Annotated in this window: 11 protein-coding genes and 1 tRNA gene; 8 read left to right on the top strand and 4 right to left on the bottom strand. The window is 44.3% G+C overall.

What is annotated here, in order from left to right:
* Positions 1-6: 6 nt before the first annotated feature.
* Positions 7-1245: an EAL and HDOD domain-containing protein gene (locus B2739_RS15980; protein WP_331346848.1), complete on the bottom strand. Its 1239-nt coding sequence runs from the start codon at positions 1243-1245 to the stop codon at positions 7-9.
* A 249-nt stretch (positions 1246-1494) separates the two neighbouring features.
* On the opposite strand from B2739_RS15980, the gene B2739_RS15975 reads away from it, so the two are divergent.
* Positions 1495-2445: a chemotaxis protein CheV gene (locus B2739_RS15975; protein ID WP_331346847.1), complete on the top strand. Its 951-nt coding sequence runs from the start codon at positions 1495-1497 to the stop codon at positions 2443-2445.
* Positions 2446-2507: 62 nt separating this feature from the next.
* On the opposite strand, the gene B2739_RS15970 is transcribed toward B2739_RS15975, so the two are convergent.
* Entirely contained in the window at positions 2508-4505 is a 1998-nt protein-coding gene (locus tag B2739_RS15970) for a transglycosylase SLT domain-containing protein (RefSeq protein WP_331346846.1), read from the bottom strand.
* A gap of 189 nt (positions 4506-4694) precedes the next feature.
* On the opposite strand from B2739_RS15970, the gene B2739_RS15965 reads away from it, so the two are divergent.
* Positions 4695-6611 (top strand): ATP-binding cassette domain-containing protein, encoded by a 1917-nt coding sequence (locus tag B2739_RS15965; RefSeq protein ID WP_331346845.1) that lies wholly within the window; start codon positions 4695-4697, stop codon positions 6609-6611.
* A 49-nt stretch (positions 6612-6660) separates the two neighbouring features.
* Here B2739_RS15965 and B2739_RS15960 read toward each other — a convergent pair whose 3' ends face one another.
* Positions 6661-7119: a universal stress protein gene (locus B2739_RS15960; RefSeq protein WP_331346844.1), complete on the bottom strand. Its 459-nt coding sequence runs from the start codon at positions 7117-7119 to the stop codon at positions 6661-6663.
* Between the two features lie 88 nt (positions 7120-7207).
* Here B2739_RS15960 and B2739_RS15955 point away from each other — a divergent pair, with 88 nt between their 5' ends.
* A complete protein-coding gene (locus tag B2739_RS15955) occupies positions 7208-7696 on the top strand; it encodes a hypothetical protein (RefSeq protein WP_331346843.1) in 489 nt (162 codons plus the stop codon).
* Between the two features lie 9 nt (positions 7697-7705).
* Here B2739_RS15955 and B2739_RS15950 read toward each other — a convergent pair whose 3' ends face one another.
* Positions 7706-8419 (bottom strand): hypothetical protein, encoded by a 714-nt coding sequence (locus B2739_RS15950; RefSeq protein ID WP_331346842.1) that lies wholly within the window; start codon positions 8417-8419, stop codon positions 7706-7708.
* 334 nt (positions 8420-8753) lie between these two features.
* Between B2739_RS15950 and topA the strand changes: the two genes are divergently transcribed.
* From topA to clpP, 5 genes are all read left to right on the top strand, one after another.
* Positions 8754-11378 (top strand): type I DNA topoisomerase, encoded by a 2625-nt coding sequence (gene topA / locus B2739_RS15945; RefSeq protein ID WP_331346841.1) that lies wholly within the window; start codon positions 8754-8756, stop codon positions 11376-11378.
* Positions 11379-11434: 56 nt separating this feature from the next.
* Positions 11435-11968: a DUF6586 family protein gene (locus B2739_RS15940; RefSeq protein ID WP_331346840.1), complete on the top strand. Its 534-nt coding sequence runs from the start codon at positions 11435-11437 to the stop codon at positions 11966-11968.
* A gap of 153 nt (positions 11969-12121) precedes the next feature.
* Positions 12122-12206, top strand: a tRNA-Leu gene (locus B2739_RS15935).
* Positions 12207-12279: 73 nt separating this feature from the next.
* The gene (tig, locus tag B2739_RS15930; RefSeq protein WP_331346839.1) at positions 12280-13593 is read left to right on the top strand and encodes a trigger factor; all 1314 of its coding nucleotides are present in this window, start codon (positions 12280-12282) and stop codon (positions 13591-13593) included.
* Between the two features lie 175 nt (positions 13594-13768).
* The gene (gene clpP, locus B2739_RS15925) at positions 13769-14407 is read left to right on the top strand and encodes an ATP-dependent Clp endopeptidase proteolytic subunit ClpP (protein WP_331346838.1); all 639 of its coding nucleotides are present in this window, start codon (positions 13769-13771) and stop codon (positions 14405-14407) included.
* Positions 14408-14453: the final 46 nt, after the last annotated feature.

Genomic DNA, 14453 nt, shown 5'->3' with positions numbered 1-14453 from the left:
GATCCATTAGGTGTCCTTTGAAATTTGGGAGGTCCAATTCATTGTTTCTGCAACCCAACGCAATGCATCGACATAAATAGTAGCGAGAATTTCTGGAGATACACCCAAACTTTCCAAATGTGCCCAATCTATTTTGTCCCAATGGCCTTGCTCATGGGCTTGGACGATATGCAAAACCATTCCCTCAGGGCCTGAGTGCGCCAGCATCGCTTGGTTCAATGCTTCACTAAGCGAAAGGTTGCGAAGTAATTCTTCCAGTGGGGAATCAAGAAAAGCATCCAGTGTCGATAAAAGACCCACAGTAAAGTAAGAGTCCGGACGGCTGCGCTGGTTGATATGTGTTGCAATCATTTCGCACATGCGCGCACGCGTTAAGGCTGCAACGCTAAGTTCATGGGGCTTGCCACTCAGGTTGGACAGCGCCAATAAATTCACCCAGTTTCTTAGCTTTTGTAACCCTAACAGCATAATTGCCTGGCGTAATGACTCAACATCACGCGATAAACCAAATGCAGCAGAGTTCACTAACCTTAGTAGCTTGAAGCTTAATAGCGTATCGCGTGCAATCATGCGCTCAACTTTTTCAATCGGTACATCTGGATCATGCAGGGCAGATAACAGCTGTAAAACCGATTGTTTGTTTTCAGAAATCTTTCGTCCGGTAATCACCCTTGGTTTTGCCAGAAAATAACCTTGAAACAAATCAAAGCCTAATGCTTTGCAGTTTTCAAACATTTCGTAGGTTTCAACTTTTTCTGCGATCAGGGTAATGCCAAATGGTTTTAGATAATCAATGTGGTGTTTCAGTTTTTCAGGTGACAAGCTCAATACATCAAGCTTGATGATGTCTGCATAAGGGATCAGATTTTTACTGTTGTCATCCAATTCAAAATCATCCAGCGCGATCGTATAGCCTTGTTCGCGCAACTGCATAAGCGCATGTAGCATGGCTGCATCAACCTGTTGCCCTTCAAGTACTTCGATAACTAATTTTTGGCGATTAAATGGCGGAGGAGAATGCAGCAGTGTGCGCGTGAAATTCACAAATGCTTTATGTTTTCCAACAACTTGCTCTATTGATAGCTCTGTGAATGCATTAAGTAGGACTTGCGAGCTGGCTGCATCGCCATCGGTAGATCCAATAAACTTTAAATCGCTATTGCGACACAATAATTCATAAGCAATGACCCGCATGTTTCCATCAAAGATAGGTTGGCGGGCAAGGAGTGGAGTTATGTTGGTCATAAAATAAATGAATCACAGCAATAGTTGTTTTTTTTGATGATTGTTATTGGTTCTATAGTCTATTCAACATTGTAGCTGCCAACCGCAAGCTTACAACTACAGGCTATTACATCTTGCTGCAACTATCTCTTAAACTGTTGAAATTACAGCGATCTGAAGATTATTGCCTATAATCATAGAAATTTACGTCTAACCAGATGTTAGTGTTAGGGTCAATCCTGACCCTGAATGAGAATCTATGGTAACCGCATGTCCAAATTATTAGACTCTATTGATCAGCGTACCCGCTTGGTAGGGGAAAACCGGCTGGAGCTGTTGATGTTTCGCCTTGGGGGGCGTCAACTTTTTGCAATTAATGTGTTCAAGGTGCAAGAAGTGGTCAAGGTTCCACATCTTCGTCATGTGCCCCATAGTCATCCTCATATCAGGGGGGTTGCGCACCTGCGTAACCAAACGGTTCCGGTGATTGATTTGCGTGCGGCCATAGGGATGAGCCCACTTAAAGAGTTAGAGAGTGCAAATTTGATCGTGGCTGAATACAACCGTTCTGTACAGGCCTTTTTAATTGGTGCAGTTGATCGCATCGTGAACCTTAATTGGGAGTTGATATTACCTCCACCAAAAGGAACTGGACGTAGCCATTTTTTAACTGCGATAACTCGCATTGATGATCAATTAGTTGAAATATTGGATGTTGAGCGGGTGCTGGCTGATATCATTCCTTACAACACACGCGTGTCTGATAGTGTTCTTGATCAAGATTTGGCATTGGAAGCACGCAAACGCAAATTAAAAATCCTCTTGGCTGAAGATTCCCCGACGGCAGTCAAACAAGTAAAAGAAACCTTGGGCAATATTGGTGTTGAGGTTTTGTCGGTGCAGGATGGGTTGCAAGCGTTGACTTTATTGCGTCAATGGGCAGTGAGTGGCCGTAAGGTGACAGACGAAATCTTGATGTTAGTTACTGATGCTGAAATGCCTGAAATGGATGGTTATCGGTTAACTGCTGAAGTGCGGAAAGATCCTGCGTTGGCAGATCTTTATGTGGTTCTGCATACCTCTCTTAGCGGCAGCTTTAATAAAGCAATGGTAGAAAAAGTAGGGTGCAATGACTTTTTATCCAAATTTCAACCAGACGAATTGGCTGCGGTAGTACAAAAAAGATTGCGCCAGTATTTCGGTGCAGAAAAAACTAACTGATCAAATAGCAGAATAAAAAGCCATTGACGCTTGCCAGCGTCAATGGCTTTTTATTTACATATTCAGAGTTGTTGATTGACTTCTGTTGGTGTTACAAAGCGGGTTTCCTGTCCAAGGCGGTAAGCGTAAATAACAGAAAAGGACAAGACGTTTTGCACATAACCCCTTGTTTCTTTATAAGGGATGGTCTCAATCCAAACATCGTAAGGCAGCTGTGCGCCTTGATCTTTGTTGAGCCACTTTTTGACTCGTGAAGGGCCTGCATTATATGCAGCTGCTGCCAAGATGCGATTTCCATCAAATACGTCGAGTAGATGGTTCAGATAACGGCTGCCCAATGCAATATTTTTTTCCGGTGTGATTAAGTCTTGGGGAACAAAACGCAGCCCATTTTTCTGTGCAGTTTGTTTGGCTGTAGACGGTAATAGCTGCATTAAACCTACTGCACCCGCTGGAGATTTTGCATCGTGAACAAATGCACTCTCCTGGCGTGTTACGGCGAAAATAAAGAGCGGATTGACAGATGTTTGTTGTGCAGCTTTGGTCACGTGCTCTTTGTAAACAATAGGGAATCGTACTTGTAGATCGTCCCAGTATTGTGCGTCTGCCATTACCTGTATTCCATTGCGATACCAGCCCCATTTCTCAGCGAGTCGGCCAGCCAATACCATTTGTTCCAACGGCATGCGACGGCTGGTATGGAAAAATTCACGATTAGCTGCACCTAATTCACCGCGCGCAAAAAATTCACGCGCACGTAACATCCCTTGATGATTTTCCATTGCAGAGACTTGCTCGGGCGTAAATGCCATCGGACGATCCAGCAAATGGTAATTTACACTCACTTTGTCTGCTGCAAGAAAGCCATAAAAACTTCTCGCAGGAGCAACGCTATTATAAATATCCGAAGGGGTTTCCCCATTAATTTCTTTGATGTCCAGTTCTTCCATTGCCCTTGCTTGCCAATAGCGCCAGCGTTCTGTTTTGCGTGCATCTTCTGGCAAGCGTGTTAACCATACGTTGACTTGCTCCCAATTTTGTTTGCGTAATGATTCGCGTAATAACCACTCCAATAAATCGACTCGGGTTAAGTTCGGCGTAGATGCAGCCAAACGTTCCGCTTCCACTTCGTGATCTTGATAGAGTAGTCGCAATGCGATTTGGTATTTGATGTCGGTGCGATCTTCATCGCTGAATAGCTGTTGTGCGTCGTAACCGTTCCACAGTGTCAAAGCTTCTTTGGCATTACTACGCGCTAATTTTTCCAGCCCATGCAGAATCACGGTTTTCATTTTGGGTGATTGCTTGGAAAATTTGGATGTTTGCTTCAAGAGGCGGGGATTGGCATTCACCTGCTGTAATAACAGTGCATATGGGCGGTCTGCTGTAGGTAGAAGATTGCTCAGATAGCTTGCCATGCCATTATTGTTTGCTTTAACGGCTTTGAGATGGCGATCCCAGATAATATCCGATGTCATCAAGCCCGCTTTTTTCCACTCTACAAATACGGGATCACACGCTTTTGATTGGGTCTTTTCAATATTCCATAGGGCTGCCACATCACTTAACGCGGTTTTATCCCCTTGTGCAAGGCGCGCACGTATATGTAAGCAGGCCAACTCAGGATCAGTCAGTCTCTTATCGTAAAATCGTTGATAGTCTGCCCAGCGTTCACGTTGTGCCAGTGTGCGTAACCAGCGATGAGTTAGACGTTCGGATAGAAATGAATCGGGATAGCGTTTAAAAAAACTTTCTACTTCTTTCGTGGGCAGAGTGATTAAACGATTAGTTAACTCTTGGTATTCAAGGTAGGGCAGAAGGGGGTATTGCTGTAACTGTTTAACCAAGCGGTGATACTCAGTCATATTTTTTGCATTTAACGCCTTTTGTGCCTGTGCGTATTTTTGCCTTTCTATTTGGCGCGCATCGGGTTTGGCCGGTGTTGTTTTTGTTGTCGGTTTTGTAGTGTTGGTTGCCGCTTGCGCAGGGATCAGAGCCATACTACCGACGAATACGCTGGCACTCAGTGCTAACGGCCAAAGTATTTTCGAAAACCTCATGGGAACCTCAAATTACTGTCAAACGTAGATGCGAACCGGCAAACATATGCGGGTTGGTTATGCCTTCCCGGTGGGATATGATGCGGCACTTTCATTTACCGCGCGGTCAAGCCTATCCTGAGAATAACAGCACCTTGATGCTTCTGCCAGTACCATTTTCGTTAGAAAACTACCTGAATTATTCCTTCTATGTCTTTGATTAAAATTGAAAAAGCCGGGCTAAGTTACGGCCTGCAAGTGTTGCTTGATGATGTAAACCTGAGCATAGAGCGAGGGCAGCGACTGTGCTTGATCGGACGAAATGGTGCCGGTAAATCCAGTTTGCTAAAAGTGCTGGATGGCGAGGTTGATCTTGATAAGGGCGATGTTATTCGCCAGAGCGGAATTCGTATCACCCGTCTTGAGCAGGATCTTCCCGAAGCTGATGACCAGTTGGTTTTTGATGCTGTAGCTGCAGGCGCAAAGGGTGTAGGGGCGTTATTGGCCGAGTATCGCCAACTTTCCCATGCAGCGGATATTAATGAGTCCGGTTTGGCTCGTATGGCGCAATTACAACAGCAAATTGAAGCAGACGATGGATGGGCTTTACAGCAGAAAGTAGATGAGATTATTTCCCGCCTTGATTTACCTGCTGAACGCTATATGCGTGAGCTATCGGGTGGTTGGCGTCGCCGTGTTGCTCTTGCACGTGCATTGGTATTGGAGCCTGATGTTTTATTGTTGGATGAACCAACAAACCATTTGGATATCGCGGCAATCGAATGGTTGGAAAAACAATTACTGAATTTTAACGGTGCTCTGGTTTTCATTACCCATGACCGCTCTTTGTTACAAACATTGGCTACACACATTGCCGAGTTGGATCGCGGCCATTTGCGGTATTGGGAAGGTGATTACGCCAGCTTCCTGGTTTACCGCGAACAAGCTCTCGCGGAAGAGGCTCGCCACAATGAATTATTTGATAAACATTTAGCGCAAGAAGAGGTATGGATTCGCCAAGGGATCAAGGCGCGCCGAACACGCAATGAAGGTCGTGTCCGCGCATTAAAAGCACTCCGTGACGTGCGTGCGCAGCGACGTGAACAAGTGGGTAAAGCCAATTTTAGTCTTTCAACAGGAGGCGACTCTGGCAAGTTGGTAGCAGAGCTCACAGATGTTTCTTATGCATGGGGCGATAAAACAATCGTTAAACAATTTTCCACGCGCATTATGCGTGGGGATCGTATTGGTCTGGTAGGTGCAAATGGTGCCGGCAAAAGCACTTTGCTCAAATTAATTTTGGGGGATTTGCAACCACAATCAGGTCGCGTAAAACTCGGGACTAATATTGAAGTTGCCTATTTTGACCAGCTGCGGGATCAGCTTGATCTTGATAAAAACGCAGTGGATAACATTGCAGGTGGCCGTGAATTTATTGATGTCGACGGAAAATCAAAGCATATTTTTTCGTATTTAAGCGATTTTTTATTCAGTGGTGAGAGGGCGCGTACACCACTGCGTGCTCTGTCTGGCGGTGAGCGTAATCGCGTGCTTCTCGCAAAATTATTCAGCAAGCCAGCTAATTTATTGGTACTGGATGAACCGACCAACGATTTGGATGTGGAAACACTGGAGTTATTGGAAGATATACTTTCTGAATACACCGGAACATTGCTGTTAGTGAGCCATGACAGAGCCTTTCTCAATAATATTGTTTCCAGTGTTATCGCTTTCGAAGGGCGCGGGAATGTTATCGAGTATGTGGGAGGCTACGATGACTGGATTCGCCAGGGCGGCAGATGGACTGTTGCTGACGAATTACCGCCTCCCGCAGAAAAAATTCTACAAGCAGAAACGAAAAACGCTGAGCTTGTAGATACTCGCCAAACAGCAAAATCTAAAAAGCTGAGTTACAAATTCCAAAAAGAATTTGACGAGCTACCACAAAAAATTGAAATGCTTGAGTCTCAAGTAGCTCAGTTGCAGTCTATAACATCAGCCGAAAATTTTTACGCTCAATCAAGCAGTGTTGTCGAACAAAAACTGCAAGAGTTGGCTCTATTACAACAGCAATTGGATGATTGTTTTGATCGTTGGGCAGAGTTGGAAAATATGCAGCAAGAATAATTCTTTGGCGATTTCAATCATAAAGGAATTGTACTTGCTACATCGGCATTTATTCAGTGCCCGTCTGCTTTTTTACCAACACCGCCAAAACATCGCATGTTGCACCATGTAAAACACTGTTGGGCGTTGAACCCAATAACAGTGCAAAACCTTTGCGCCCGTGGCTGCCGACAACTATTAGATCTGCATTTTCTTGCTCGGCAAGATAATGTAATTCTGCAGCGGGTTGGCCAACCAGAACATGTTGTTGTTGGATCGGATATGACGTGCTTTGAGCTAATATTGCCAAATCAGCAGTCGCTTTTTGTACTTGCTGTTCTTGAACGCCAGTAAGATCGACGGGCATATCGCCCCCATAGGCAAAGGCGATAGGTTCAAGTACATAAGCAAGAGTTAATTTTGCATTGCACGTACGTGCAATCGCCGCTGCACGGCGGATAACAGTAGGGCAATCTTCCGATAGATCAATACCGACAATAATATGCTTGTAGTTAATGGCTTCTGTCATGATTCCTATCCTCGACCAAGTTGGATTGTTTAGTAAAGATACCTCGCTTAAGAGTAGTTCTTCTCAGCTAAAGTTTTAAGGGTTTCCAATGAATATCTGGTTTTTTATTATCTTAGTAGTAGCGTTGGCTCTGGTATTGGGGCCGATCAGTATGCTGAAGCCCAAGCCAGCTCAGAAGCGCAGAGAGAACTTGCGCCTCTATGCCAACCAAAGAGGTGTTCGCTATACACTTCGCCGTCCACCTGTATTATCAACAGATATAGAGCAGCCTGAGCCTATGCCTGTCTATTACCTTCCTCCCGCTGCCAAAACACCGACAGAGAGCGAGTGGATATTAATGCGTACCCATTATGTTCACGAAGGAAACTTTTATCAGGAGTGGGATTGGCAGACAGCAACACGCCCGTGTGATGATGTTTGCCAGTGTTTGAAAATATATTTGCCTGACCTGCCAGCTTCAGTCATCGCAATCACTCAGGGAAGCTTGGGGATATGTGTATTCTGGTCGGAAAAGGAGGATAAAGAAACGCTGGAATTGCTAATTGACATGATGGAAAAACTTCGCCAACTAACCTGATTTTCTGAATCACCCCGGATCCAATACAGCGGAGCTTGTATCGCGTAACTCACGGCTGAGACTAACACGAGCACCATCTATCATTTCACTTAACTCTTTGATCATTTTGAGTCTCCGAGGGTCTTGGTGCATGGACTCCATCAGCAATTGCTGCGCCTTGCGATAAAAAGCCTGCGCCGAAAACCTGTCACTTATGGATATAGATTTATCGCCCTGTCCGATATAAGACATTACCGAAACCATCAAATACGCCCAACGTAGTTCAGACAGGTAGCTATCCATTTCTACTTCATTAATATTTCCTTGGGCTGCCAGCTGGGTAATCAGGTGCATGGCTTCGTTCAGATGCAACTGGGTTTTGGCAATTTGCGCGTCGCTTTCGCGTTGGAAGCTGGTGGCTTTTTTATGGTTGGGGTTCATTAATTCTTCTGAATAGAGCTCGCTTTTACGAATGGCGGCTTCTATATGCTCCGGGTTTTTGTCCTCCAGTGCCAACATCTGCTGCTGTATCGAGATAACCATGTCGTTGATATGCTTGATGATCATTCTGTTGGGAATGGTTTGTTCGAGGGATATTACCAGCTCAATCAACTCTTCGGCTTGGAGGCGCAAGCGGCGTTGTTGCAAACGGCGCTGGCGTTGAATCTGCTGCACTCGATTGATTGCACTGACTGCAACAAGTGTTATCAGCATCAAAAAGAACAAAATAACAATCAGCGTCATTCGAATTCTGCGTATCAGGTTAGGTTGAATATCAGGTTTTGCTTATTCTTTAATTAAAATTGCTGGCTGAAATTAATTAACTTTTAAAAACATATACTTAAGTATCTTTTTTAAAGAAAATCCTTAACCTAAAATGCAGTAAACTTTGCACATCCCATTTTGCTCAACTATAAGTCATGAGGAAAATTATAACTTGACCCCTTGTGATTCAAGACTTATATATGCGCACCTTTGCCGCTAGTTTAGCCTTTTCTTGGCAGCACTGTACCAGATTGGCGCATTATTCAGCAGATTATACAGCCTTCCTTTATATACAGAGACATTTCTAACAATCATGGGTAAATCCTTAGTTATCGTTGAGTCGCCCGCCAAGGCAAAAACTATTAATAAATATCTGGGGAGTGACTTTGTAGTCAAATCCAGCATCGGCCACATTCGGGATTTGCCTACTAGCGGAGGGGCCAAGCCAGTGGATGCGAAAGAGCGAGCTAAACAAGCCGCCGCCACACGCAAGATGTCCGCTGATGAGAAGGAGCTTTATCAAGCGAAGAAAAGCAAAAGCCAGCTTATCAATCGCATGGGGATCGACCCAGAAAATAACTGGGAGGCGCACTATGAGATTCTTCCCGGTAAAGAGAAGGTGGTTGAGGAGTTAAGAAAGCTTGCCGAGAAAGCCGATATGGTTTATCTCGCAACCGACTTGGATAGAGAGGGAGAGGCAATCGCTTGGCATCTTCGTGAAGCGATTGGTGGTGATGAATCTCGCTATCGTCGCGTAGTTTTCAATGAAATTACCAAAACTGCCATTCAAAATGCGTTTAAAACCCCAGGCCCAATCGACCAGAATCGCGTTGATGCGCAACAGGCTCGCCGGTTTTTGGATCGTGTAGTGGGTTATATGGTGTCGCCCCTGTTGTGGGAAAAAGTGGCTCGCGGGCTTTCAGCCGGACGTGTTCAATCAGTGGCTGTACGTTTGGTAGTGGAGCGGGAAAATGAAATCCGTGCGTTTGTCCCGGAAGAATATTGGACACTATTTGCGGATCTACAAGCCGATAAAAGCCAGCACGCCAGCTTTGAAGTTAAAAAACTGGGTGATGAAGCATTCAAACCAATCAATGAAGCGCAAGCGATGGCTGCGGTCAGCGCTTTGCAGCATGCTTCTTACAAGGTGATCAGTCGCGAAGATAAGCCAACCCAATCTAAACCATCTGCACCGTTTATTACTTCGACCTTACAGCAGGCAGCCAGTACGCGTTTAGGTTTTGGGGTAAAGAAAACCATGATGATGGCGCAGCGCTTGTACGAAGCTGGGTATATCACTTATATGCGTACAGATTCGACCAACCTGAGCAAAGAAGCTGTTGATGCCTGTCGTGATCATATCCTTGAAAATTACGGTAAACGTTATTTGCCGGATGCTCCTGTACTTTACTCAAGCAAAGAGGGCGCTCAAGAAGCGCATGAAGCCATTCGCCCATCCAATGTAAGCGTGCAACCTAACCAGTTAAGTGGTATGGAGCGCGACGCAGAGCGTCTCTATGGACTGATTTGGCAGCAGTTCGTGGCTTGCCAAATGACACCTGCAGAATATACCAGTACGAGTGTTGTGGTTAGTGCCGGTGATTATGAATTACGCACCCGTGGTCGGGTAATTCGTTTTGATGGATATACAAAAGTAAATCCACAGGCGGCCAAAAAAGATGAAGATATTGTTCTGCCGGATATGAAAGTTGGGCAGATCCTGCCTCTGATTAAACTTAATCCCCAGCAGCATTTCACCAAACCTGCCGCGCGTTATACGGAAGCCAGCTTAGTTAAAGAATTGGAAAAACGCGCTATTGGCCGTCCTTCGACATATGCTTCTATTATTTCTACGATTCAGGAACGTGGGTATGTGCGTCAGGAAAATCGCCGTTTCTATGCAGAAAAAATGGGCGATATAGTTACTGAACGATTAGTCGAAAGTTTTGATGATTTAATGGATTACGGTTTTACTGCCAATATGGAAGAGTCGCTCGATGTCGTTGCTCAAGGCGGAAAAAACTGGCGCGATCTGCTGAATGAGTTTTACCGCAATTTCAGTAAAAAGCTTGCGCAAGCATCAAGCACAACTACTGGTATGCGGGCTAACGATCCTACAGATACAGATATTGAATGCAATCTTTGCGGTCGTCACATGCAGATTCGCACAGGAACTACCGGGGTTTTTCTTGGTTGCTCTGGTTATGCGCTGCCACCCAAAGAGCGTTGCAAAAACACAATGAATTTGGTGTCAGGTGATGAGGTTATTGATACCGAAGTTGACGATGATGAAGCAGAGTCTCGTCAATTGCGTTCAAAGCATCGTTGCAAATTGTGCAATTCTGCAATGGACTCCTATCTTCTGGATGAAAACCGAAAATTACACATTTGTGGCAACAATCCCGATTGTTCTGGCTATGAAGTTGAGCAAGGCAGTTATCGTTTAAAAGGTTACGAAGGGCCAACAATTGAATGCGACAAGTGCAGCAGTGAAATGCAGCTCAAAACAGGTCGCTTTGGTAAGTATTTTGGTTGTACAAATTCGGAGTGTAAAAATACACGCAAGTTGTTAAAAAATGGCGAAGCGGCACCACCAAAAGTCGATCCTATTGCAATGCCGGAATTGCGATGTGAAAAAGTAGATGATCATTATGTGCTGCGTGATGGCGCAGCAGGTCTCTTCCTTGCTGCGAGCCAATTTCCCAAAAATCGCGAAACTCGCGCACCTCTGGTTGAAGAATTGTTACCATATAGAGATCAAATTGATCCTAAATATCATTTTTTGCTATCTGCCCCGGTAAAAGATCCCGATGGCAATAAATCGATTATTCGCTTTAGCCGCAAAACCAAAGAACAATATGTACAAACTGAGGTTAATGGTAAGGCTACTGGATGGAAAGCATTTTTCGTTGCAGGTAAATGGCAAGTACAAAAGTAAATACGTAACGCCAGCATCTAAAAAGTGTTGGCTTTTTTCTATCTTTTCCTAAAGCTATGTCTATTACACATCTCTCTCTTGTTAATCAAAAGTTTACTTTTGCACATGCAAATCTTGTTGACATGGAAATGCTGGATACAAAGCTCTCTGGCAACAAAAAAACTCGCCAGCAGGCATTAGGGGATGCGGTTGTTTTCCACCTGACTACAGCATTATGTTTTTATGTGCGGGAACTGGCTGATCAGTACCGTGTGCAAAACGCGACCACTCTTAACACTATCGATGAGCTGTATATAACACTTGGTAATTTGGGTATTAACTCATCAGAAGTAAATGAGCTAATGGCATTAAAAAAAGAGCCAGGGGCTTGGCTTTACATGTTGCTTTCTTATGAGCGGACGATTTTTAAGTCACCTGAAAGAATAAAAGAAAAGAAAGCCTTTGTACCGAGTAATGTAATAGAAGTTATTGATGTGACCGAAGTCAATTTACAGCAAGCGCTTGTTTTAAGGCGCGAATTGCTGACGCAATGGCTGGTTGATTTTAAGGATTTGGTGATGCGCCATCGCAGCACCTATGCAGAGTATTGATAAAAAGTTGAACCCGCAGAATGACTGTGGCACAATCAGCACCCTTCGCGCGCTAGGGCTGTTGGTTTTTATAAAAAACATTAAAAATCAACATGTTAGGGTTCGATAAAAATTAGGTCATCATCTTGGTAATAGCCAAGAAGCGACACAAAAGCGGACGTGGTGAAATTGGTAGACACACCAGGTTTAGGTTCTGGCGCCGCAAGGTGTGAGAGTTCGAGTCTCTCCGTCCGCACCATATTCTCCCTGCACCCCGATCTTCGGGGTGCTTGAGCAACTGCCATACTTTTCAGTTATTTCACGAGGCAAATATGCAGGTTTCACTGGAAACGACTTCTGGATTGGAGCGCCGCTTGACTGTAGGCGTGCCAGCGGAACAAGTAGAAAACGAATTTGAGAATCGCTTGAAACAAGCGGCTCGCAATGTAAGCATCAAAGGTTTCCGCAAGGGCAAGGTTCCAATGTCTGTAGTGAAGCAACGTTTTGGTGCTGGAATTCGTCAAGAAGTAGTCGGTGATGTTATTAGCCGTTCATTTTATGCGGCAGTACAAAAAGAGAATGTTAAACCTGCCGGTCAGCCTTCCATTCAGCCTAAGCAACTGGCTGCAGGTAAGGATTTGGAATACGTTGCAACCTTCGAAGTTTATCCTAGCGTAGAACTCAGTGATTTGAGCGCTTTTGAAATCACAACCTACAAGGCTGATGTCACAGAAGCAGATGTAGATAACATGATAGAAGTGCTTCGTAAACATCAGGCCACTTGGTCGATTGTAGAGCGTGCGGCGGCTGATGGTGATCAAGTAAATATTGATTTTGTCGGCACAAAAGATGGTGTTGAATTTGCTGGTGGTAAGGCCGATGGTCACTCATTGATTCTTGGATCAAAATCAATGATCCCAGGATTTGAGGAAGGGATTATCGGGATGAAAGCTGGTGATAAAAAAGATATCTCGGTAACTTTCCCTGATGATTATCAGGCTGAGGAGCTGAAGGGTGCAGCTGTAAAATTTGCTATCACCGTCAATAGCGTGTCAGAGGCTGTTTTGCCTGAGCTTAAGAAAGAGTTTTTTGTAAAGTTTGGCGTAGAAAAAGGCGGCGAAAAGCAGTTCCGTAAGGAAGTGAAAGCAAATATGGATCGTGAGCTGGCTAATGCCCTCAAAGCAAAAGTTAAAGTTCAGGTTATGGATGCTTTGATTGCCGCTCATAGCACAGATATTCCTAAGGCATTAGTAGCCAATGAGATTCATGTTCTTCGCAATCAAATGCTTCAGCGCTTCGGTGGTCATCAGCAAAATTTCGATGTTAAAAGCCTTCTGCCCGACACAATGTTCCAAGATGAAGCCGCTCGCCGTGTTACCCTTGGCTTAATTGTTGGGGAGATTGTAAAAAGCGCTAAATTGAAGCCTGATTCAAAGCGTGTCCGTACAATGATTGAAGAAATTGCATCTACTTATCAAGAGCCTAAGGAAGTAGTTGAATACTACAGCAGCAATCAAGAGTTGATGTCAGGCGTAGAGTCGGCGGTGCTTGAGGATCAAGTTGTTGATCATATTCTATCTCAGGCAAAGGTTTCAGAAGTTGAAACCAATTATGATGAAATCATTAAGGCTAATGCGCAACGCTGATAGCCTAAAAAAGCCGCAAAGCGTTTGTTTTGCGGCTTCCTTTCAGTTAAATCCCCTGCAAAAAACTCTTTTGACTGGCATATAATCCAATCACGGGTTAAGCTCTGTTTGTCAAAAAATCATAGTTTTCAATATTGGCGATGCTAAAAAAGCCCGCTTAAGGACAAAATGCACAATGTCATACGAATTCTTTAAAAACCAGTCTTCTCCCATAAACAGTGGTCTTGTTCCAATTGTCATCGAACAAACAGCACGGGGGGAGCGATCCTTCGATATATACTCTCGCCTGCTCAAAGAAAGAGTTATATTTTTAGTTGGACCAGTAGAGGACTACATGGCCAATTTGGTCGTGGCGCAGCTTTTATTTTTGGAAGCTGAAAACCCCGATAAAGACATACATTTATATATCAACTCTCCTGGCGGTTCAGTGACTGCCGGCATGTCTATTTACGATACCATGCAATTTATTAAGCCTGATGTCAGCACAATGTGCATTGGGCAGGCTTGTAGCATGGGGGCGTTTTTGCTTAATGCTGGGACAAAAGGAAAGCGCTTTTGTCTCCCAAACTCCAGAGTTATGATTCATCAACCTAGTGGGGGCGCTCAAGGGCAGGCATCTGATATACATATTCAAGCACAAGAAATTTTAAAGATCAGAGCTCGTTTAAATGAATTAATGGCACTTCATTCTGGACAGCCCATAGAGAAGATTGAAATTGATACCGAGCGTGATAATTTCATGTCTGCGCAGCAGGCAAAAGATTATGGATTAATTGATTCTGTTTTAGATAAACGTATTCAGTCAGCTAAATAGGCTTTTGATTGTCGGGGGTGAGCTGCTCTACAGGAAACCCTCTGAG

This window comes from Cellvibrio sp. UBA7661, from assembly GCA_002483365.1.
Taxonomy (GTDB): domain Bacteria; phylum Pseudomonadota; class Gammaproteobacteria; order Pseudomonadales; family Cellvibrionaceae; genus Cellvibrio.
This window is presented reverse-complemented; position numbering and strand designations above follow the sequence as displayed.